The sequence below is a fragment of the Finegoldia magna genome (assembly GCF_018371055.1).
Lineage (GTDB): Bacteria > Bacillota > Clostridia > Tissierellales > Peptoniphilaceae > Finegoldia > Finegoldia magna_I.
Window position 1 is genome coordinate 1 of the sequence record NZ_JAGYZD010000006.1, and the last position, 23,526, is coordinate 23,526.

Sequence of the window (23,526 nt, forward strand, 5' to 3'; positions counted from 1 at the left end):
TGACACCAAAATTATATTCTTATATTCTTGCATACGCACCTCTGTAAAATAATTATAGCATATTTTTCAAACACTACAATGTATGGTATAATTAATACAATAGTAAACAGGGGGATAAAATGAAATTAGTAATCAAAAATTTAACTAAAAAATACGACGACAAATTGGTACTCGACGAAGTTAATTACGAATTCAAAGAAGGAGTCATCACTTCTGTTTTGGGTAGAAATGGAGCCGGAAAAACAACTTTATTCAACGTCCTATACGATGAGATAGATTTTGATTCGGGAGAATTTTATTTGGAAAACGAAGGTGTAACTGAAAAACTTCAAAAAGAAGATATAGGAATGCTTTTTTCGGAAAATTTCCTGCCGGAATTTCTTACAGGATACGAATACATCAAATTTTATCGCGACATCAATTCTCCAAACGATATAAAAACGGTGGAAGATTACATGAAAATGATGGATTTTTCCGAGAAAGATCAAAATAGATTAATCAAAGATTATTCGCACGGAATGAAGAGCAAAATTTCTTTGATCACACTTTTCATATCAAGACCGAAAGTCTTGCTATTAGACGAGCCATTGACAAGCTTGGACGTTGTAATCAGCACGCAAATCAAAAAATTATTGATGGAATTGAAATCACAAGGACGAATCATTGTTTTGTCGACACACATGTTGGATTTGGCGAAACAATTGAGCGAAGAAATCGTGCTTCTTCATCACAAAAAATTGCAAAAATTGGATTTGGACAAGAACGATGAGAAGTTCGATGCGGAACTTTACGATATTTTCAAGGATGAGTCCGATGAGTAATTATCTTAGCACTTATTTGAAACTTGTCATGAAGATGAAGCTCAATCAGACAGTGTATCAGCTTCGTGAACTTGGGATTTTCAAGAAAATAATCCCTGCGGATATTTACGGAAATGACGTGTTGAGCTTCGGCTATTCTGCTTTTTTTTACATTTCATTTGTAGTTAAAACATTATTTTTCAAAATATTGTACTGTGGGGCAATTTACGGCGTTGCAATTATCGCAGCGGCGAAGATTTTCAAAGGAACAATCCAAGAAAATATATTATTATCGTTGTTTTACATCTCGGCTGTAATTGGAAGCGTGATTTCGCAATTTACCTACGTTGCATTTGATAACGAGGATTCGATTTGTATCAAAGCCTTGAAACTTGACGCCAAGAAATACACAATCTTGCAGGATTATTTGTCAGACATTAGCTTTGCAATCTCAGGAATAATATTTGCGGTATTTTTCGCCATATTCGACATCAATCCAATGCATGCGATGAATATCACAGTGTTCTGCCTTGGATTTAGAAAATTAATCAAATACATCAACATCTTGGTGTACTCTACAAAAAGCAAAAAACATTTAACCGAAAACTACTTCTGCATGTGGGCGATTTTGCTATTGGGAATGGGACTTTTGGTATTGTATGGCACGAAATCCAAAATCTTCGTAGAAATATTTTACTCGACTTATGCGCTAATTTTCGGAATTGTTGCATACATTGTGGGCGCTGTTTTGATTTCAAAAACTGACAAAATCAGAGACATCGCAAGAATTGAAATCACAAACAAATCCATAATCGACCGCGACAACACATTCAAAGACATCAACACAGTCGGATACCAAATCGACGACGAAAAAATCGCACAACAAAACGATAGAATTTACGATAATTACAACGGAATTGAATACATCAACAAATTATTCCGCTACAGATTCAAACACAAATACAAAAAAATGATACTAATTCGTTCGGGAATAATCTTAGCTGTTGGAATAATCGGATTTATCGTACTAAGAGGACTCACAATCAATCCCAAACCAAGTGAATTGAAAATATTAGTGTCAGTATTTCCAATAATCTTGTTGTATTTCGGAATACAAATAGCAGTCCCAGAATCATTTAACAGATTTATGTTTTTGAATATGGACAGATATTTGATGAAACAAATGACCTACGCCAATAAACAAAACATCAAGGACACACTAAATTTTAGAATAAAACAAAATTTAAAAGACAACGCACCTACATTTGGATTGATGTTATTATTGGTAATAAGCTGGATGTTTGCAGCCAAAATAATTACAACAAATTTGTTAGTGAATGCTGTAGTCGCAGTCATCATAATCTACTTGTATCAATCAGTCAAACAACTCTATATGTACATGCTACTTCAACCATTCACAGTAGGATTAGAAAGCAAAAACATCGTCTACTCCATACTCAACACCGTTGAATCGTTGCTTTTCTGGGCAATAATATTCTTGCAAATAAAATTGAATTTCAACATTGGATTAGTAGCCTTGGCAATCTGCGTCATTTATACAGTTGTAGGATATTTCGTAGTGTTGGCTAAGGGAGATAAAACATTTAATTTGAAGAAAAGTTAGAATAGAAAATACAATATTAAATTAAAAAACAAGCCGGAAGGCTTGTTTTTTCCATTTTGGTTAGATTTTATTGTGAATTCATAATTACAAATACATTTACATTTCAATATGAGTATATTTTAATAAAAATATTTTATCACAAAATTTTTTTTAAAACTAGTTGACTTTTTAATTTTTCGGTGATATTATTACTAATACAGGGTATGATATAAAAAGGAGGTGAAACAAAATGCGATTTGACGTAAACATAACTTTAAGTGATAAAGAAATCCCTAAAGACAAAAATCGAATGTTTTTATCTTTTATTAAGCACAATTTATTAAAAAACAATAAAAATTGTTTTGAAGAATTGTATGGAAAGGGTATTACTAACAGAAAATCTTTTGCAATGGCATCATATTTGCCAGGTGCAATATTTAATGAAAATACTATAACGATTCCAAATAAAAAAATCAAATTAACTATTTCTGTTGTTGACATGGAATTGGGTGTAGAAATTTTTAATTCTATGATGGGAAGTGCGAACAGTACTTATCGATACAAAGATTGTGAACTTACTACAACAAGTGTCAAACTATTAAGGGAAAAAAGAATAGAAAATTCAAATGAAATATTTAAAACTTTATCACCGATTGTTATAAGAGATCATGTAAGAGAAGATAACAAAGATTGGTTCTATGATTTAAGTGATGCAAAAGGACAAGAAATATTTGTGAGAAATTTAAAATATCAACTTGAAGAAGAATTTCCAGAATCAAAGTATTTCTTAGATGAATTGGAAGTAGAAGTTTTAAAAAATAAAAAAACAGTTGCAAAAAATTACGGTATCAACGTTCAATGTAACTTATGCGTATTAAAAATCAATGCAAAGTCTGAAATATTAGAGCATATTTACAAATCAGGAGTTGGATCATACAAATCTCAAGGATTTGGCTTATTAGACATTATTTAAGTAGGAGGTGATAAAGTGATAGAAATTTTAGAAAATAATCCAAAATTTAATAGAAGAATTTGTCCTTCTGATTGGAGATTTTCGGCATCAATAGTTGGAATGATAAGGTTCTTCGAAGAAGAGGAAATTGAGTTTGATTTAAGCGAAGACGGATTTTATCTTTACTACAATTATGAAGATGTAAGTGAAGAAAATGATGAGAAATACTTTGATTATGTTGAGAAGACTTATCATTATTCTTTGCATCATACTGTACTAGAAGATTTGCTTAGGATTAGTGATAAATCAGATGAACAGAAAAAAATAATCAAAGAAAAAATGAATGGCAATTCTATAATGAAGAAAGTTCTTAAAGGAATAGGAGCTGAAGATGAAGAAAACATTTTAGAAAAAATATCAGAAAATAGAGAAGATATTATAAGAGATACTTTTAAAAACGCAAAATTTGGATATGCAAAATTTGCAAACTCCAATAAGATTAGGTCCGAAGAAGGAAAAGTTTGTAGACTAAATGGTTACTATGTAGATACTTCGAGAAAAACCAAATCGATAGGATTCGCATTTGATGATAAGACTAGAAACTACAATGATTTTATAGAGTTTGATTACATTCCTTTTGCATTTAGTCAAGATAGAGAATCCATTTTTATTAATAACAACATCGGTATCAGATATCTTAAAAACGCTAATGATGCGCTCGTACATGAAAATCAAGATAATGGAAAATTATCATATAAGTTGAATAAAAATTTTAGAAGTGAGATTTTTTATAATTTCAGTGAGGCATCAAATTTTATTGATTATGATGTCGAAGTGATTCTGAAAAACCAAGATGATGATTTTTTTGAAACTATATTTGTTAGGAAAGAGGCTATTGAAATTTTTGAAAGTATTTCAAAAATAGACAGTGAGAAACAATATATACAAAAAGCGTTGAAATATAATATCAAAATTAACGACGATTACTATATTAATATTTTGAACTACGTTACAAATTCAGTTCTGAACTTACAAGTATTAGATAAATTAATTATATTTTTGTTTAGGTACAAATTCAATATTAAATCTAATGATAACAAAAGGGCCGAAAAATCTGATTATGGATTTTTGATATCACAATTGATAAGAATAAATAGATTGATATATAGAAAACTATATGATGGAGGAGATAACAATATGACATATAAAAATGTTTATGAAACCGCAGAAGAAGTTAAACGAAAATTAAAAGAGAAAAATATGGAAAATAAATTAGGATCTTACAGGAGTAAACTGATTGGAGCCTTAACTGCAAATGATAAAGATAGATTTATTATTGTGTTGTTGAATCTATCATCGTATGCACAAGTTCAATTCGATTTTTTAACATTACTTACTAAGGATTTTGATTTGTACAAAAATATCGCTTTTGACTTTGTGTCTAAGCTAAATTATTTTGAAGACAACGGCTCAAATAAACCATCGGATAATACTAACCAAAATGAAGGAGAATAATATGAAAAACAAAGCATTGACATTAACAATTGTAGCAAAAATGACTTCTAACTACGGAGAAGGACTAGGAAATATTGGAAGTGTTCAAAAAGTTTACCGAAACGGTAAATCTTACGCAATCAGGTCCAGAGAAAGTTTGAAAAACGCAATAATGGTTCAAAGTGGAATGTATGATGATTTAAAAGTAGATGTCGATTCTGGAGTTACACAAAAAAGTGTAGATGAAAATACTAACGCTTCTAATTGTAGAGCCTTAGAAGGTGGGTATATGAATACAACAGGAGAAACTAAAATAAGAAGAAGTTCATTTTATCTCACTGATGCAATAGCATTTGAACCTTTTATCAATGAAGCAAGATTTCATAACAACTTATATCTAGCACAAAAGAGCGCTGAACAACAAGGTATCAATTTGCAAAAAGAAGCGAAAAAATCTGGATTAATGCCTTACCAATACGAATACGACAAATCCATGAAAAGATATTCAATTACATTCGATTTGGACAAAGTTGGAGAAGACTTGAATTTTGATGCAGTAGCAGATTCTCACGAAAAAACAAACAGGGTTAATTGTATACTTGACGCTATCAAGGATTTGTCTCTAGTAGTTAGAGGAAATATGGACAACGCAGAACCATTATTTATCGTAGGTGGAATTGGTGACAAGAAAACTCACTATTTCGAAAATGTCGTATCCGTTGATGAAAAGAAATTACAAATTAACGATGATTTATTAAACAAACTAAAAGAAGGATATAAGGCAGGATTATTAGAAGGAAACAATTTTGACAATGAAAAAGAAATTGAAGAAAAATTAAATCCTGTTAGCATCAGCTCATTCTTTTCGGATTTAAAAGAAGAGGTGAAAGCTTATTATGAAAATTCTTCGAATTAAAATAAAACAAGCTCAAGCATCTTATACAAGAGAGGAAACTGTGGATAATCACACAACTTATCCACTACCTCCATTCTCAACTATTATTGGAGCGTTGCATAATGCTTGTGGATACACATCATATAGACCAATGGATATTTCAGTTCAAGGGAAATATGGTTCAATGCAAAGGGAGTATTATACTAACATTGGTTTACTAAACAATAGAGAAGAAGACCGAAACTTTTTGGTTTATCTAAAAAATCCTCAGCTTTTATCTAAAGGTTTTATCCAAATTGGAGAAGGATTAAAATCACAAGGCAATAGCTTCATTAATAGAAAAACTGTTAGAATTGACGATGAAGAATATTATTCAAAGTATGTCGATTTAATGAAAAAGAAAAAAGAGCTAGATGAAGAAAATAAAAATGTTGTAAAACCTAAGATTAAGGAATTGAAAGACAAAGAAAAAGAATTTAAAACCGAGCAAAAAAAGTACGACAAGAATTCTGAAGAATATGAAGATCTGAAAAATAAAATAGAGGATATAAAAAAACAATACAAACTCATTGATTCTGAATTTAAAGATAAATACAAAAGAGAATATGATGATTTACAAAAACATTTTAAAACTTTGGTGAAAAGACCTTCGATGCAAGAAGTTTTGTACGATGTTGAACTTGTAATTCACATAAGAACCTCAGACGATACTGCCAATGATATTCTAGAAAATATTCAGAACTTTGTAAGTCTTGGAAGAAGTGAGGATTTTATAGAATTGATTGAAGCAAAAGAAACTGAAATTATTGAAGCGGATGATGATGTTGATTTGAAAAATGATTATAAAATATACGCCAAATTATCAGAAATTTCGAGAAATGGTAATTACGGAAGCTTTATATTCACAGATGGTAACAACAAAAAAGAAGCGAAAGGAACAGTATATTATATAAGTAAAGATTATGTTATTGAAAATAACAGGAGAGTATTCAATAAAATTCCATGTTTGTATTCATCAAATCTTGGCATTGATGAAGATTCCAATGGATTTGTTGACAGTGAAGGTTATATAGTTAGCCTAAATTAGAGATTGAAATGAATAATATTGAAGATACTTTATTAAAAGAAATTTATTCTAATAGCCTTGCAAAACCAGACGAAACTTTGTATGAACATACAAAATTGCTTTTGGATAATTTTGAAATTTTGAAAAACTTAGGATATTTAAACAGTAATGTCAATGATATCGAAGAAATACTATATTTATCTTGCTTGTATCATGATATGGGCAAGATAAATCCGGTTTTTCAAGAAAGGTTAAAAAATAAAAATAAATTTGATAAAAATGTAGAGGTGGGACACAATATCTTGTCGGCTTGCTTGGTTAATTTATATTTGGATAATTCCAAAGAAAATAGGTCGAAAAATAATCTAGTAAGAGCAGCCATACTAAATCATCATAATTATATTGAAAATTTTACATTTCTAAACGACAAAACTAACGAAACAGTTTTGTTTAAAAATTTGGAAGAAATTAATAATAAATTATTCAATGAAGAAGCAGATGCTTTTTTCAAAATTGTAAGGAAAACTAAAAAAATACGCACAATTGATGAGATGAAAGCAGCTTCAGATAGTTATGAATACATTATTATCAAAGGCTTGTTAAACAAATGTGACTATGCAGCTAGTGCTCACATGAAATGCGAAATCAAAAATGATTTTCTTCTGAACTCATTAGAAAGCTTAAATTATAATTGGCGAGATATTCAACAATTTTGTATAGAAAATAGAAATGATAATTTGGTCATTGTCGGTTCTACTGGATTGGGAAAAACAGAAGCTTCTCTTCTATGGGGAGCTGATAATAAAATATTTTATGTTTTGCCATTGAGAACTGCGATAAATGCAATGTATGAAAGAATAAAAAATCTAGTAAAAAATGATTATGATAAAAAAGTTGCAGTTTTGCATGGACAAACAGACAGCGTTTATTTGAAAGAATTAAATAATAATTTGTCCGTAAAAAATGAAAATGAAAAATTCTATGAATATTATAAGAATACAAAAAAATTAGCTATGCCGATAACTGTTGCCACGCCAGATCAATTATTTGATTCAGTATTTAAATACAATGGATATGAGTTTAAAATGGCTACATTTAGCTATTCTAGAATAATAATCGATGAAATTCAAGCGTATAGTCCAGATATCTTGGCATATACAATATATGCAATAAGATTGATAAATGATTTAGGCGGGAAAATTGCTATATTTACAGCGACATTAGCACCATTTGTAATGGATCTTTTGACAAAAAAATCAAGTATCACAAGCGAATATAGATTCAAGGATTTTGAGTATAAGTACGAGTGCTTTCTGTCTGAAAATAAAAGACATAACATGAAGATTGTCGAAAAAGAATTAGACTGTGAATATGTTGAAAAAATATTGAATAAACGCAGGGATATAAGAACATGCTTGATTGTTAGAAATACAATAAAATCAGCACAAGAACTGTACAATCAATTGAATAATGATTTGGATTGTTCAAAATATGAAGTAAATTTATTGCATTCAAAATTTACTGTAGAAGACAGAAAACAAAAAGAGGTTGAAATTTTAAAAGACGGAAATCCTAAAAATGTTAACGATAAAATAAAAGTATGGATATCAACGCAAATTGTAGAAGCTAGCTTAGACATTGATTTCGATATAATGTTTACAGAATTATCGGAATTACTAGGATTGTTTCAAAGATTTGGACGAGTGTACAGAAAAAGAACTTTAGAATCAGAAATACCAAACATATACGTGTTTACAGAAATTTCAGAAAAACAAATTTCTTCAGCGTATAATTCATACGGATTTATCGATCAAACCTTGCATAATTTAAGCAAAACTGCTTTGAAAGAAAAAGGCGATGGAATTATCACTGAAGAAGAAAAAATAAATATGATAAACCGACATTTTACAACTGAAAAGCTTAGAGATAGTGATTACATCAAAAAGTTTAATCAAGTTTTTAATAAGATACAAAGCTTAAGTCCTGGAAAAATGGAATTAAGTGATGTGAAAAAAGAATTTAGAAATATAGTTTCATTCAAAGCGATGCCGATTAATATTTATAATAGTGGCGATATTGCCAAACTTATTGAACAAATAAACAATTGTTATAGAGATATGATAACACTTGATGGTGAACAAAAAAATGCTGAAAAACTTAAACTAATAAAATTACAAGACAAACTATCAGACAAGACACTAAATGTAAATATTTCGGATATTAATCCCAAAAACTTCTTCACAGCCGCAAATGAAAAAATATATATTACAGAAAAATTTTACGACAATGAGTATGGACTCTTGAACGATGAGTTAGTTGATAAATTTGATTTACAACCTAATTCAGGAGGAATATTCATATGACAGAAGATAAGATTACTGGGCTCATGATTTACTACTATTTTGTTTGCAAAAGGAAGTTGTGGTATTCTTGCCAAAACATATCTATGGAATCGGAAAACGAGAATGTTTCTGTTGGTAAATTTGTAGATGAATCTTCATATATAAAAAACAGAAAACACATTATGATTAATAACGAGATTAACTTGGATTTTATCGAGAATTCAAATACTATTCACGAGATTAAGAAAAGTAGAAAGATTGAGAAGGCTTCGATTTGGCAAGTCAAATATTATTTGTATTATTTGAAAAAACGTAATATCGATAATTTGAATGCGAAAATAGACTATCCTCTTTTGAAGAAAACGGTGGAAGTTGAATTATCCGAAGAGGATGAGCTTACTATAGATAAATCTATCGAGGAGATAAAAAGGATAGTTTCGTGTGAATTTCCGCCTGAATTTGAAGTTAAGAATATTTGTAAGAGCTGTGCATTTGAAGATTTGTGCAAAATATAGGAGATTTTATGAAGAATAGTTTGTATGTTTATCAAAATGGGGAACTGAAAAGAAAGGATAATACACTTAAATTTTGCACGGTTGATGGCGAGAAGAGGGACATTCCAATAAATATGGTATCAGAGATTTATCTTTTTGGAGAGGTTAGTATTAATTCTAAATTAATAGATTTCCTGTCACATAATGATATAATTGTTCATTTTTTTAACTACTATGATTTCTACAGCGCAAGTTTGATGCCGAAAAAATCAAAAGTTTCTGGGAAAGTAACAGTTAAACAAGCCAAATTTTATTTGGATGATGAAAAAAGACTACAACTAGCGATGAAATTTGTGGAGGGTGCAGGTAAAAATATATACAGAAATCTAAGATATTATAACGGAAGAGGAAAAGATCTTGAAGAGTATATGAATGAGGTTAATTATTACTTAAAAAACTTAGACAAAGCAAGAGATGTGCAAGAACTTATGGGTATGGAGGGTAATATTCACAAAACATATTACAAATCGTGGAATATAATCATAAATCAAGAGATTGATTTTGAAAAAAGAGTCAAAAGACCTCCAGATAATATCGTGAATACTTTGATTTCGTATTTGAACTCATTGGTCTACACAACTGTTTTGGGCGAAATTTACAAAACTCAACTAGATCCTACGATTAGTTTTCTCCATGAACCTGGCGATAGAAGATATTCACTGAGTTTGGATATTGCGGAAATATTTAAACCGTTGATAGCTGACAGACTAATATTTTCATTATTAAACAAAAATCAGATACAAGACAAACATTTTAGTCAAGAATTAAACTATTTGTACATGAAAGAATCAGGGTCTAAGGTAATATTGCAAGAATACAATAAAACTTTGCAAAGGACGATAAAGCACAAAGATTTATCCAGAAATGTAAGCTACAGATATCTGATCAGATTAGAATGTTATAAATTGGTGAAGCATTTTATTGGTGAAAAAGAATATGAACCGTTTATAATTTGGTGGTAAAAATGTATATAATTTTGGTATATGACATCTCAAATGAAAATAATGGACAACGAAGGTGGAACAGAGTATTCAAAATATGCAAACAATACTTAAACCATATCCAAAACTCCGTGTTCGAAGGAGAAATCTTAGAATCGGATTTGTTTAAGTTGAAGAAGAAAATCCAAAAAGAAATCGATGAGAAAATAGATTCAGTAATAATATTCAAAAGTCGAAACGAAAGATGGCTTGAAAAAGATATATTGGGAACAGAAATTGACGATCCGCAATTTATCTAAGACAATTGTCGATCACCGATATAGACAAAATACACGTAGATCGACAACGCCTAAAATCACACATTATTTTGCGTAAAATTGAATTATTTTCAAAAAATCGTAAATTTGATATACTTAAAAAGAACAAAGACAGAAACACCGTCTATAAGCGTTAAAAATGCTGCCGTAGATAGGCGCCTATTAAAATCTAACCAGAGTGGAATGTAAATTTTGTATGTTTGATAACTAATAGATTACCAAATCCTCCATTAAAATCTAACCAGAGTGGAATGTAAATAAAACATTGAATATGTTAGTAACACACTCAAATGAAATTAAAATCTAACCAGAGTGGAATGTAAATATCAAGTCGTTTTCTTTGTTTGCTTTGCTTGTTCTGATTAAAATCTAACCAGAGTGGAATGTAAATAGAATATAATAATTTATGGCAATATATCAAAGGGTGATTAAAATCTAACCAGAGTGGAATGTAAATCTGGTTCATTTGGTTTTAACTATGACAATTATATTGACATTAAAATCTAACCAGAGTGGAATGTAAATTATTCTGACACCACTTTTGAAAAGTTCTTCTATAATTGATTAAAATCTAACCAGAGTGGAATGTAAATTATTCAGTAGAATCCAAAGACGGATTGATACGTTCATTAAAATCTAACCAGAGTGGAATGTAAATTTTTTTATATAGTGATACTGATAGTATGCATTTATATTAAAATCTAACCAGAGTGGAATGTAAATGTACAAGCATACGGTAAAACTTTGTTACCAAAAGCTACATTAAAATCTAACCAGAGTGGAATGTAAATAAAACTCTCCTCGTAAAGTTGTGCTAATGCGAATGATATTAAAATCTAACCAGAGTGGAATGTAAATGTGGTTGAATATGTTGAGAATGCAGAGCGTAAGGGATTAAAATCTAACCAGAGTGGAATGTAAATAATTCAAGAAAAGACGAAAAACAAGAACAACCACAAGATTAAAATCTAACCAGAGTGGAATGTAAATCGAATATATGCCAAAGTTCTTATGCCATTTTGCTATTAAAATCTAACCAGAGTGGAATGTAAATGTAGTCAACGCACCTTGGAAATCTTTAAAGGCTGCTTATTAAAATCTAACCAGAGTGGAATGTAAATAAGCTATCAGCACTCAAATACGTCGCAGATTTTTATATTAAAATCTAACCAGAGTGGAATGTAAATACAATTGTAGACTACTAACACCAAACTTTCTGTTTTATTAAAATCTAACCAGAGTGGAATGTAAATTATAAAGAATTAAGTTTTAATTTTGCGTCTTGTGTATTAAAATCTAACCAGAGTGGAATGTAAATCTTGATGTTTGTTATCAAAAAGGTTATGTTGATTATGATTAAAATCTAACCAGAGTGGAATGTAAATCTTTGTCCTTTAAAGATTTCAGATAAATTACTTGATTAAAATCTAACCAGAGTGGAATGTAAATACTGGAAGAAAGCTAAGGCTGACGGAGTACAATTTGATTAAAATCTAACCAGAGTGGAATGTAAATACCCATTTGGTGTCAACTTAGAAAGAGCAAATAAAAATTAAAATCTAACCAGAGTGGAATGTAAATCAAAACTTGAATAAATGATATCATTTAAATAAAATTTATTAAAATCTAACCAGAGTGGAATGTAAATGATGAGGTTGTGGCTATGCTTATCGGCGATAATGCATTAAAATCTAACCAGAGTGGAATGTAAATTCTTTTTAGAATACGGTGCGACCATTTCTAATATATCATTAAAATCTAACCAGAGTGGAATGTAAATCTTATCTCTTGCTAATACCTCACGTCTAACCTTTCGATTAAAATCTAACCAGAGTGGAATGTAAATAATCAACAAGAAAATTTGAACGTGGAGGGAACTGTATTAAAATCTAACCAGAGTGGAATGTAAATTTTTGAAGCCTGTATCATTACATTTCTTGCACTTGATTAAAATCTAACCAGAGTGGAATGTAAATTATTCTTTATATTTCCATAATTGCTGAGTTCATAGCATTAAAATCTAACCAGAGTGGAATGTAAATGCAATTATGTTAAATTATGCTTTACCTTGCGGATACATTAAAATCTAACCAGAGTGGAATGTAAATTGCCCCAAGCGTAACCGTCAAGTGCTTGACAATAAATTAAAATCTAACCAGAGTGGAATGTAAATAACTGCTGTATAGTGTTTGGTCTGCTGTATACATCGATTAAAATCTAACCAGAGTGGAATGTAAATCTTTTTTATTACAATATTATTATATACTCTTTTAATTAAAATCTAACCAGAGTGGAATGTAAATTATGAAATGGAGTTGACATCAAGTCAAGGTAATGTGTATTAAAATCTAACCAGAGTGGAATGTAAATATTAAGCAGATGAAGATACACAAGGAGCAGACTAGATTAAAATCTAACCAGAGTGGAATGTAAATCTTAATCAAGGATTTGACACAGGTTATAAAATAAATATTAAAATCTAACCAGAGTGGAATGTAAATTAAATTTGATACTTGCTTATTAAGTCTGACACCAAAATTAAAATCTAACCAGAGTGGAATGTAAATAGATTTTGATAATATTAGTGGAATTATAGAACAAGATTAAAATCTAACCAGAGTGGAATGTAAATTTTAAATCTGTATAACAAGTGTACAAAACATTTAATTAAAATCTAACCAGAGTGGAATGTAAATATGTTTAGTATGCCCACCTACACTATAGTTAGGGTATTAAAATCTAACCAGAGTGGAATGTAAATGCATAATTAACACCCTTGTTCCAGTGAGCTATCCAATTAAAATCTAACCAGAGTGGAATGTAAATACTTTATCTCCTAAAAAATTTAAAGTTTTAGACCAAATTAAAATCTAACCAGAGTGGAATGTAAATATATATACATGGGTTCATCGATTCCTTTTTTTGTAATTAAAATCTAACCAGAGTGGAATGTAAATGACCAAATGGCGATAAAAACTGTTATTAATCGTGCATTAAAATCTAACCAGAGTGGAATGTAAATACATTTCCGTCTCCTAGACTTATACTCTTTATCCTATTAAAATCTAACCAGAGTGGAATGTAAATACATTCTCCTCAATAATCTTGATCCTGTCTTTAAGATTAAAATCTAACCAGAGTGGAATGTAAATATATATTGAATACTTCGCCCCACATTGATTTCGTGTTCTCATTAAAATCTAACCAGAGTGGAATGTAAATTTTGATTTTCGTCTACAAACAAGGAATTGTGATAAAATTAAAATCTAACCAGAGTGGAATGTAAATGGACAATTTATCCATCTGTGCGCACCACTTGCACTTAATTAAAATCTAACCAGAGTGGAATGTAAATTTCAACTTTTAATAAATAACAAAGCTAATAAAGAATTAAAATCTAACCAGAGTGGAATGTAAATGTGGAGATTACTATTTTTTTATCGTTAATCATACATTAAAATCTAACCAGAGTGGAATGTAAATGCTCTTTTTATTTTTCTTCTGGGAATAATTTGTTAAATTAAAATCTAACCAGAGTGGAATGTAAATCCCCCTGGGTAAGTTATTCCACCCCAATTATTTTCAATTAAAATCTAACCAGAGTGGAATGTAAATTGTTTTTTAGCTTTTGAGTCTTAGCACGGGATTGGGATTAAAATCTAACCAGAGTGGAATGTAAATTTTATTTTGTCTGAAACCGTAGCAGGTCTTACGTCTATTAAAATCTAACCAGAGTGGAATGTAAATTTACTAAAAGGAAATAGACAATGAAAAAACTTGATAATTAAAATCTAACCAGAGTGGAATGTAAATTTCAAAGCCATTTACTGCTATTTTTTGAACTACATCATTAAAATCTAACCAGAGTGGAATGTAAATCATCTTGTGTAAAAGTCTTCTCAGTTTCTTTTTCAATTAAAATCTAACCAGAGTGGAATGTAAATCGATTTTGCCGACTTTATCGCCAATGCCGATTATCATTAAAATCTAACCAGAGTGGAATGTAAATCTATATCAGATATAACGTATATAGGGGCTACAATATTAAAATCTAACCAGAGTGGAATGTAAATGACGATATTTTAGATACTACTTATCAATCATTTAATTAAAATCTAACCAGAGTGGAATGTAAATATATTAAAATACTTTGTATTTTTATAAGATGAAATAATTAAAATCTAACCAGAGTGGAATGTAAATAAACACTATCTAAGTTATAAATATCATTTACTGAATGAATTAAAATCTAACCAGAGTGGAATGTAAATATATCAGAAATGATAGAATTACTAGTACTTTGGGCAGCATTAAAATCTAACCAGAGTGGAATGTAAATTAAACTTGTAACAGTCCACGAACTCTATTATCGTCAATTAAAATCTAACCAGAGTGGAATGTAAATGCTAGTAATTTCATAAATCTTTTAGCTTCACCCTTCGATTAAAATCTAACCAGAGTGGAATGTAAATGTGGGACTTGGAATTGCTGGAGCTTTTTTAGCCTGGAATTAAAATCTAACCAGAGTGGAATGTAAATAAAAACATCAAAACAGATTTTTCAAACAATACAGAAATTAAAATCTAACCAGAGTGGAATGTAAATGTTAAAATTAAAAGAAAGGCTAAACTTTTTAAGGGATTAAAATCTAACCAGAGTGGAATGTAAATGTATAATGAGTATTCAAGTAAAAGACAAAAAGAGTATTAAAATCTAACCAGAGTGGAATGTAAATTGATAAGTCTATAAACTGTCTATTTTTTAATGCACTATTAAAATCTAACCAGAGTGGAATGTAAATGTTTTTTAGGTACTTTAAATTATACTACAACAATTATTAAAATCTAACCAGAGTGGAATGTAAATTAAATTGTAAAAGTTTTTGACCGTCTCTATCGTTTAATTAAAATCTAACCAGAGTGGAATGTAAATCTATCTTCTTGTCAAGTAATGGCTGTATCTCTATAAATTAAAATCTAACCAGAGTGGAATGTAAATATGGATAGAATCAAAGAATTAGGTAGTGCTTCCGTTCATTAAAATCTAACCAGAGTGGAATGTAAATATATTTTCACTTGCTTTTGTATTAACAACGTCTACATTAAAATCTAACCAGAGTGGAATGTAAATCAACAAGAGAATTAGAAGATTTAAGATTAGAAAATAATTAAAATCTAACCAGAGTGGAATGTAAATTTATAGTATAATTTACATAAGTTAAAGGTGAGTTATTAAAATCTAACCAGAGTGGAATGTAAATAATATATAATCGTGATGAAATTTAAAGTTTCCTATAATTAAAATCTAACCAGAGTGGAATGTAAATGTTGCAGTTCTTTTGTCAAAGAATACTTTAATATTATTAAAATATAACCAGAGTGGAATGTAAATGTTGACGGTATTCCTGTCCACTTCATAGCATTTGTAATTAAAATCTAACCAGGGTGGAATGTAAATGCAATCAAGCCACACTTCTCTACTCAAATAAGCCTATTAAAATATAACCAGAGTGGAATGTAAATATGTTTTAGAAGATTTATACAACGAAAAGAAACGTATTAAAATCTACCCAGAGTGGAATATAAATTGAGCAAGTTTTTTGTAATTTTCTGTATCATCGCAATATTAAAATCTACCCAGAGTGGAATGTAAATATCATCATTATCATCATCTCATCATTTGATTCATCTGATTAAAATCTACCCAGAGTGGAATTTAAAGCAAAGGTTTTAGATATAGGTCATGGAAAGAGGAACAATTAAAATCTAACCAGAATGGAATTTAAAGTTAAGAGTTACAAGAAGAGTAAGGGATATCGCAGTAATTAAAATCTAACCAGAATGGAATGTAAAGCAACTTTTTATGCGTTCTTTGGTCTTTGATGTCATATTAAAATTTAACCAGAATGGAATGTAAATCTACTTGATAAGAAAATTGAGGGTTTGTTATCAAAATTAAATCTAACCAGAGTGGAATGTAAATGTCGATAGCATTAGTTCGTATTGTCCCTCTTCTAGCTATTAAAATTTAACCAGAATGGAATGTAAATATTTCAAGCTCACCTGGAAGTTGTCTTAGTGATACCTCATATTAAAATCTAACCGGAGTGGAATGTAAATGAGTATATGTCGACTATGTCCTCGTATTCGTCTTTATTAAAATCTACCAAGAGTGTAATGAAAAGAGATGCCTTAACAATTGTAAATTAAAATAAATAAGCTCAATCTAAACCCAATTTAAAATGTGTAGGATATTAATAGCAAATCATGATATACTAGAATTAAATAATATTTAATGGAGGAAATTATGAATTTAAAGAAAAACTTAGTTAAATGCACAATTGCACTAACGTTAGCAACAATGTTATCGATTCCAACAAATGGTCTTGCATACAAAGAAGCAAGAATAGGTGGATATGACAGATTTGATGTAGCAATCAACATATCAAAAAAGTATGAAAACTCAGATACATGCTATTTGATTAATTACCTAGCATATCCTGATGCAATAGCATCTTCAAATTACATCAAAGATAGAAATGGGAAACATATACCAATCTATTACACAAAGTCAGACAAAGTAGACACAAAAACATTGAATCATTTAAAAGCAAAGAAATATAAAGAAGTAGTTATATTTGGTGGAGAAAATTCCGTATCAAACAAAGTAATTCAACAACTAAAAAACAACGGATTTAAAGTTAGTAGAAGCTCAGCAGGAAAAAACAGATACGATACAGTTAATCAACTATTAATAGGATCCACTAACTATGAAGACGAAAATATAATATTAGTAAGTGGAGAAAACTTTGCTGATAGTTTAATCGGTACATCATTAGCAAAAAAACTAAATTGTAAAATAATAATTACACCTCCTAATGAAATTGACAAGACAATCAAAAATGAATTCTTTAATACAAATAAAAAACAAAGAGCAAAAGTTAATAATGTATACATAGTGGGTGGAGAAAAATCAATATCAAAAAATATTGAAAAACAATTCTCCACAGTAGCCAAAGTTCACAGAATAAGTGGAAGAGATAGATATGATACATCATTACAATTAGCAAAAGAAATAGGAAATGATAAGTATACAGTTGTAAGTGGAGAAAACTTTGCTGATAACTTAGTAGCCATTCCATACTCTTACGCACATGACAGAATTTTGGTTCTTACCAATCCAAAGTATACTTCTAATCAATTAAAGACTTTAATCAGAAATACAGATTTCATGATAGTTGGCGGAGAAAAATCTGTTCCAGATGAAATACTAGAGTTAGAAAACAAAGATTCATCAAAACCAGATGATAAAAAACAAGAAGAACCAGAAGATAAAAACAATCAAAAGAATCAAGAAAAGCCTGAAGATAAAGAAAAACAAGAAAATGAATTCATAACAATTACTACGTTTCCTTATGCAGAAATAAATTTGAAGGCAAAGTCTTTTGAAGAAGCTTTAAAATTATCAGAAAATATAAAAAAGTATCCATATGAGATATCAATTCCTAATGATATGCTAGAAAAATTATATGATGATGATCATGAAATTTTACGTCATAGTATTATAATACGAAATAAATCAGATTTAAATGGTTTGAAAATTATGTATTATGATGAAATAAAAATGAAAAAAGAATTAAAAACTGTTGCAAAGTCAGCTTTGAATTATGGAAAAGGAAATGACAAAAAAACTGTGGAGTATATTATAAAATGGATATGTAACAATACGACGTACGACCAAAGACATTATTCGAAAAACATTCAAGATCAAATAGACGCTATTGGACATCCTGTTTTATGGTATCAAGATAGAATAAAATCCAATAAAAAAGTGGGTAGGGGAGTTTGTGATTTATATGCTGCTTTATTTAACCAATTATGTAAGTATGCAAATATTCAAAGTGAATCTGTATCAGTAGGTATAAAAACGAAAAATTATGATCATACTATAAATGTTGCAAAAATAAATAATCAATGGCTATATTTTGATGTTACTTTTTATGACTATGGAGATAAAAACAAAACTTTTAATAATTTAGGAAATTATCCACGTTTTTTTGCGACAAGAAATAATATGCAAAAACTTTACAAAGTAATGGAAAAGATTGATCTGAATTAAAATGAGACTGTGAAATAGTTTGTGTATAGAATCCTCCTGAGATTGTAGTAATCAGGAGGATTTTAGAATACCAAGAAAAAGACCAGAAACAAGACTCAACAAAAATCATATTATATAGAGATATAAAGGATAAAAGACTTAAAAACAGTATACAAAGCATCAGCAGAAAAACTAATACTAAGTAATTTTAGATATATTTGAAGAAAAATGGCGGGAAAACATCCAATGTGTGTAAATTGGTGTAGAAACAACTGTGCTGAATTAGCAACATATTTCAAATATCCATATGGAATAATAAAACTAATATATAAAACAAATACCATAGAAAATTTTAATAAACAACTTAGAAAAGCAAAAAAACAAAACAATATTTCAAAACGATTACGCACTACAAAAAAGCCTGTATCTAGCGATGGTAGATGCTTCAAGTAAGTGGACAAATAGAATAAGAGGATGGGGTTAAATATTGTCACAACTATCAATATTTTTGAAGTCAGAATCTAAATTTTGCCATTAAAATAATAAAAGGTATATTTTAAAAAATTAAAAAAATATCAGCTCATAACCTATCAGGATGAGCTGATACACAAAACTTTTCACATACCCATTAGAAAACCTGTTAATCATGAATTAAAAGTCAGTACGTTTCTGGATATTGTCACCTTCAATTATTTCAAAATCATCTGGATCGTACAAATAGTCTTCATCAGTATCATCAATAATTCTTATAAATTCACCTTCATATCCTAACGCTTCGTAAATTTTGTTTTTAGTTAGAGATATACCCCGATTTTCTCTTATATATTTAGCTTTCATCATCGACATCCTATTAAATTAATTCTTATCTTTTATCCATTCATTAAAGTCGTATCCACGTACTTCTAACTCGTTTTTTATAGAGTCTAGCACAAATTCATATCCAGCAATTACACCTTCATCAAATTCGCTGCTTGATTCTTTTTCATATTCTTCTTTTCGCTCAACTATATCCATTATTATTGCTTTTAAGGTTTCTTCGGACCGTTTCCAATCTGTTTTTGACTTCATAATTTACTCCTATTTTAGATATCTATAAAATTTGTTATTATCATTCAAACATTAATCAATATTTAGTTTTTGATTTTAAAGCCTTATTTAGGTATTTATTATAAATTATATCACTATTGTATAAAAAATACTGAAAATTACTATACAAACAAAAAGTGAAAAGATGTTTAATAGTAATTTTACAAATCATCATAATATTGGATCTCTGGGAGATAAAAGATATAATATAATTATATTTCAGTTTATCGAATATTTACATAAAAGATGGTACATTGTTTGTAAAAGAAAGTGAACATAAAAAAGAAAGGATTAATGTGATTATGAAGTATAAAACACCAACTGTATATTATTATTGTCCAGATTATAAAAAATATGTGAAATGTGAAGGCGGCATGTATTACTGCATAAAAGATGGTAAGGAAGTATTTAATGATTTCTATTCTAAAATTGATTTGGGGTCGATATATACCGAAAATATAACAAAGGAAGAATACTATGCTCAATTATATTAAAGCTTTTTTTATTATGCTGAATGCGCATAAAGGACAAAAAGATAAAGGCGGACACGCATACTTTTTACATCCATTAAGAGTTTCTAAGAAAATAAGTGACAGGCGATATAAGATAGTTGCACTGTTGCACGATGTTTTAGAAGATTCTGACAAATATACAATTAATGATTTTGACTTTCTTGACTCTGAACAAAAAGATGCATTGATTAAACTTACACATCCAGAAAATGTAGAATACATGGATTACGTAAAAAATATAAAAAGTAATAGCATTGCAAGGGAAGTAAAGTTAATGGATTTGGAAGATAATATGAATCTAAACAGACTGGAATGTCTTACAGAAAAAGACTTTAAAAGAGTTGAAAAATACAAGAAAGCTAAAGATTATCTTTTAGCATAAAATTAATAAAACACCAAATATTGAAAATCTAAGATGTTGAAAGTTAAAGAAATAGAATTATTGGAGAAATAATATGCTCAACACACACGAAAACAACGTAAAAGCTGAAAAAATGTTAGAAGAATATTACAAAAAATATTTAGAAGAAAAAGAAGCAAAAATAAGGAAAAAAAGAAATCATAAAATAAAGACTAAAAAGACAAAATAATTAATTTGTTAAGGACAATTTCCTAATAGATGCCATTAATAAAACACCCTTTTTTGAATAATCCAACCAACCAAAAAGGCTATGAGCTCACGCTCACAGCCTTATTTTTCGTGTTGTTTTATTATATTTTCCAATCTTTTGTATTCTTTTTTGAATCTCGGGTTTGTGGATTTGCTTTTCAAATCGTTTAGGTTTTTTCTTGCTGACACAAAATCATCGTCGAATATGTTTTTCATTATATACAATTGTTTGATGTTTTCGACGTAATTTGGATTATTTTCGAATTGTTTCAAAAGTTTTTCGTGTATTGTGAACAGTTCATTAAACTTATTTTGGTCGTTTAATTTGAAGTGGGCGATCATTGTGTTGAGCCAATATATCAACTGAAGGTCTTGGTTTTTCAATTGGTCTGTTGCAATACCATCATATACTAACAGTGTTTTGTTTGGCTCATTAAGTTCCAAATATCCCGCTCCCAAATTCATTTTCATTACTGCTTGGATGTGTTTGTTTTTGATTTTGGAAATTTTGGGTTCTAATTCATTGACGAAATCTTTGTATTTCATTTCTTCGAATAGTTTCATTGAATGTTTCAATTCGTTTGTTTTGTAGAAGAAATAAATTGTGTTTACTATCAGGATGATTGCCAAGATAGCCCCACCGATTATCCAATAATATTTGAGCATGACTTTGTCGTCGATTTTGAATACGAACTTTATGATGAGCATGGCAATTCCTATTGCAAATGCTATGCCCAATAATTTTAGATATTTTTTCATGTGTACCTCTGTTTTACGTTAAATTACTTGAAAATATCAAATATACTTCTTGTAGTTTTGTTATAAATCTTGTTGTAAAGTGCTTTTTTGGGGTTTTTAAACCAGCCAACTCCTTTTTTGCCGTAAGTTGGATCGATTGCTGATTTCATTTTTCTTTTGTACTTTGAAGTTGTTCTTGCTTTGAATGATTTCTTCAAGCTTGGTGTTCTAAATCCTATTTTCATAAATGCCTACCTTAATATATTATTATATATTAATTATAAATCATCTATGCGGATTTTCAATTGGGTTTTGTATTTGAAAAATTTGTGAGATAATAAAAATGGTGATATTATGTTGGAGTTTATGAGTTTGAAAGATAAAAACATGATAGCTGTTCAAGGTGCTGGCGGCAAGACCTCGAGCGTTTTTTTGCTTGCAAATGAGTTCAAATCTATAAATGAATCATCTCTTGTGAGTACGACGACGAAAATGGGGATTGTGAGGGAAGATAGATTTGATTATTTGTACAAATTCGATGAGAATACGAAAATTGTGGACGGGAAAATATATTTTGCATCCAAATCTCGTACCGACAAAAAAGAAATCGGATTTGAGCCGGAATTTTTCGACAAAATTTTTGCTGAAGGATTGTTTTCCAATATAATTTTGGAAACGGATGGGGCAAAGACAAGACCTATCAAAGCTCCGCGAGAAGATGAGCCTGTAAATCCTAAAAATATAACGCATTGCGTTGGCGTGATGGGACTTGACAGCGTGAACAAGCCTTTTGGTGAAAGATTTTGCCACAGAAAAGAATATATGGAGAAAATTATTGGAAGTCCCGAGATTTTGACGACAGAAAGCTACGCTCAAATTATCAATTCCAATCGTGGACTGTTCAAAAACTCATACGATGCGAAAAAGTTTTTGATTTTGAACAAGGCAGATACAGAAAAAGACGTTGCAAATGCGATGGATATTATCGAGAAAATTGATGTGGACGTGAAGATTTTTGTGATGAGTTTTGGGAAAATTATTGAGATATATTAGGAGAATTTTATGAATTTATTAGAAGATTTGAATTTTGACGAGAATCATATTATTAAGGATACAATTGTTAGAAATGACAAGTTTGACATTCACAGAATCCAATCGAAAAACGAGACATCAGGCCCGTACAATCAGGATTTTGACGAATTTATTGTCGTGATAAAAGGCGAGGCGATGTTGAATGTCGAGGGAAAAGATGTGAGACTGAAAGAAATGGATACGTATTTTATTCCGAAAAATGTCGTTCACGAAGTTAAAAGCACAAGCGATGAATGTGTGTGGTTGTGTTTTGCGATAAAATAGTTGACAATTGACTAAAGAGAGTATATAATATCTTGGTATGTAAAAGGAGTCATTTCCTTTTATGCAATACAGAAAGTCGCCGATGGCCGGGTGTGCGACGTGTCTAAATTCCCGGTGAGAAAACAATCGCTTTTTGGCAGCGATGTCCAAGTAGCCAAATATT

At 29.7% G+C, this 23,526-nt stretch carries 21 protein-coding genes and 1 CRISPR repeat array; of the genes, 17 read left to right on the forward strand and 4 right to left on the reverse strand.

What is annotated here, in order from left to right:
* Positions 1-119 precede the first annotated feature (119 nt).
* The 12 genes from KHW44_RS00600 (at position 120) to KHW44_RS00655 (ending at position 19,514) form a co-directional block, all read left to right on the forward strand.
* Complete coding sequence (locus KHW44_RS00600; RefSeq protein ID WP_304064652.1) at positions 120-821, forward strand: ABC transporter ATP-binding protein; 702 nt, start codon at positions 120-122, stop codon at positions 819-821.
* Positions 814-2,424 (forward strand): hypothetical protein, encoded by a 1,611-nt coding sequence (locus KHW44_RS00605; protein WP_304064655.1) that lies wholly within the window; start codon positions 814-816, stop codon positions 2,422-2,424. The genes KHW44_RS00600 and KHW44_RS00605 overlap by 8 nt, the downstream gene beginning before the upstream one ends.
* Positions 2,425-2,653: 229 nt before the next feature.
* Positions 2,654-3,376, forward strand: coding sequence for a CRISPR-associated endoribonuclease Cas6 (cas6, locus tag KHW44_RS00610; protein ID WP_304064658.1), 723 nt, complete (start codon positions 2,654-2,656; stop codon positions 3,374-3,376).
* A gap of 15 nt (positions 3,377-3,391) precedes the next feature.
* Complete coding sequence (gene cas8a1 / locus KHW44_RS00615) at positions 3,392-4,870, forward strand: type I CRISPR-associated protein Cas8a1/Csx8 (protein ID WP_304064662.1); 1,479 nt, start codon at positions 3,392-3,394, stop codon at positions 4,868-4,870.
* A gap of 1 nt (position 4,871) precedes the next feature.
* Complete coding sequence (gene cas7i / locus KHW44_RS00620) at positions 4,872-5,765, forward strand: type I-B CRISPR-associated protein Cas7/Cst2/DevR (RefSeq protein WP_304064665.1); 894 nt, start codon at positions 4,872-4,874, stop codon at positions 5,763-5,765.
* Positions 5,746-6,831 carry a CRISPR-associated protein Cas5 gene (gene cas5 / locus KHW44_RS00625; RefSeq protein ID WP_304064668.1) on the forward strand — a complete coding sequence of 362 codons (1,086 nt, stop codon included), beginning with the start codon at positions 5,746-5,748 and terminating at the stop codon, positions 6,829-6,831. Before cas7i ends, cas5 begins: the two co-directional genes overlap by 20 nt.
* An 8-nt stretch (positions 6,832-6,839) precedes the next feature.
* On the forward strand, positions 6,840-9,173 hold the full coding sequence (cas3, locus tag KHW44_RS00630) for a CRISPR-associated helicase Cas3' (protein ID WP_304064671.1): 2,334 nt from the start codon (positions 6,840-6,842) through the stop codon (positions 9,171-9,173).
* Positions 9,170-9,667, forward strand: a complete 498-nt coding sequence (locus tag KHW44_RS00635; RefSeq protein WP_304064674.1) for a CRISPR-associated protein Cas4 — start codon at positions 9,170-9,172, stop codon at positions 9,665-9,667. Before cas3 ends, KHW44_RS00635 begins: the two co-directional genes overlap by 4 nt.
* An 8-nt stretch (positions 9,668-9,675) precedes the next feature.
* Positions 9,676-10,668 (forward strand): type I-B CRISPR-associated endonuclease Cas1b, encoded by a 993-nt coding sequence (cas1b, locus tag KHW44_RS00640; RefSeq protein ID WP_304064677.1) that lies wholly within the window; start codon positions 9,676-9,678, stop codon positions 10,666-10,668.
* Positions 10,669-10,670: 2 nt separating this feature from the next.
* Positions 10,671-10,946 carry a CRISPR-associated endonuclease Cas2 gene (gene cas2, locus KHW44_RS00645; protein ID WP_035109318.1) on the forward strand — a complete coding sequence of 92 codons (276 nt, stop codon included), beginning with the start codon at positions 10,671-10,673 and terminating at the stop codon, positions 10,944-10,946.
* A 179-nt stretch (positions 10,947-11,125) separates the two neighbouring features.
* Positions 11,126-17,148: a CRISPR direct-repeat array (repeat unit 30 nt; unit sequence ATTAAAATCTAACCAGAGTGGAATGTAAAT).
* Between the two features lie 122 nt (positions 17,149-17,270).
* Complete coding sequence (locus KHW44_RS00650; RefSeq protein ID WP_304064682.1) at positions 17,271-19,082, forward strand: cell wall-binding repeat-containing protein; 1,812 nt, start codon at positions 17,271-17,273, stop codon at positions 19,080-19,082.
* Between the two features lie 225 nt (positions 19,083-19,307).
* Positions 19,308-19,514: a transposase gene (locus tag KHW44_RS00655; protein ID WP_304064708.1), complete on the forward strand. Its 207-nt coding sequence runs from the start codon at positions 19,308-19,310 to the stop codon at positions 19,512-19,514.
* 198 nt (positions 19,515-19,712) lie between these two features.
* On the opposite strand, the gene KHW44_RS00660 is transcribed toward KHW44_RS00655, so the two are convergent.
* A complete protein-coding gene (locus KHW44_RS00660) occupies positions 19,713-19,898 on the reverse strand; it encodes a hypothetical protein (RefSeq protein WP_304064684.1) in 186 nt (61 codons plus the stop codon).
* Between the two features lie 18 nt (positions 19,899-19,916).
* Positions 19,917-20,129, reverse strand: coding sequence for a hypothetical protein (locus KHW44_RS00665; RefSeq protein ID WP_304064687.1), 213 nt, complete (start codon positions 20,127-20,129; stop codon positions 19,917-19,919).
* Between the two features lie 320 nt (positions 20,130-20,449).
* Here KHW44_RS00665 and KHW44_RS00670 point away from each other — a divergent pair, with 320 nt between their 5' ends.
* The 3 genes from KHW44_RS00670 (at position 20,450) to KHW44_RS00680 (ending at position 21,249) form a co-directional block, all read left to right on the forward strand.
* Positions 20,450-20,641 (forward strand): hypothetical protein, encoded by a 192-nt coding sequence (locus KHW44_RS00670; RefSeq protein ID WP_304064690.1) that lies wholly within the window; start codon positions 20,450-20,452, stop codon positions 20,639-20,641.
* The gene (locus KHW44_RS00675; RefSeq protein ID WP_304064692.1) at positions 20,625-21,041 is read left to right on the forward strand and encodes a GTP pyrophosphokinase; all 417 of its coding nucleotides are present in this window, start codon (positions 20,625-20,627) and stop codon (positions 21,039-21,041) included. The genes KHW44_RS00670 and KHW44_RS00675 overlap by 17 nt, the downstream gene beginning before the upstream one ends.
* Positions 21,042-21,114: 73 nt before the next feature.
* Positions 21,115-21,249 (forward strand): hypothetical protein, encoded by a 135-nt coding sequence (locus KHW44_RS00680; RefSeq protein WP_304064694.1) that lies wholly within the window; start codon positions 21,115-21,117, stop codon positions 21,247-21,249.
* A 101-nt stretch (positions 21,250-21,350) separates the two neighbouring features.
* On the opposite strand, the gene KHW44_RS00685 is transcribed toward KHW44_RS00680, so the two are convergent.
* Complete coding sequence (locus KHW44_RS00685) at positions 21,351-22,028, reverse strand: hypothetical protein (RefSeq protein WP_304064697.1); 678 nt, start codon at positions 22,026-22,028, stop codon at positions 21,351-21,353.
* Positions 22,029-22,051: 23 nt separating this feature from the next.
* A complete protein-coding gene (locus tag KHW44_RS00690; RefSeq protein WP_304064700.1) occupies positions 22,052-22,252 on the reverse strand; it encodes a hypothetical protein in 201 nt (66 codons plus the stop codon).
* Positions 22,253-22,361: 109 nt separating this feature from the next.
* Between KHW44_RS00690 and yqeC the strand changes: the two genes are divergently transcribed.
* Together yqeC and KHW44_RS00700 are read left to right on the forward strand one after the other, a co-directional pair.
* Positions 22,362-23,060: a selenium cofactor biosynthesis protein YqeC gene (yqeC, locus tag KHW44_RS00695; protein WP_304064702.1), complete on the forward strand. Its 699-nt coding sequence runs from the start codon at positions 22,362-22,364 to the stop codon at positions 23,058-23,060.
* A 9-nt stretch (positions 23,061-23,069) separates the two neighbouring features.
* Positions 23,070-23,363: a cupin domain-containing protein gene (locus KHW44_RS00700; protein WP_304064705.1), complete on the forward strand. Its 294-nt coding sequence runs from the start codon at positions 23,070-23,072 to the stop codon at positions 23,361-23,363.
* Positions 23,364-23,526 lie beyond the last annotated feature (163 nt).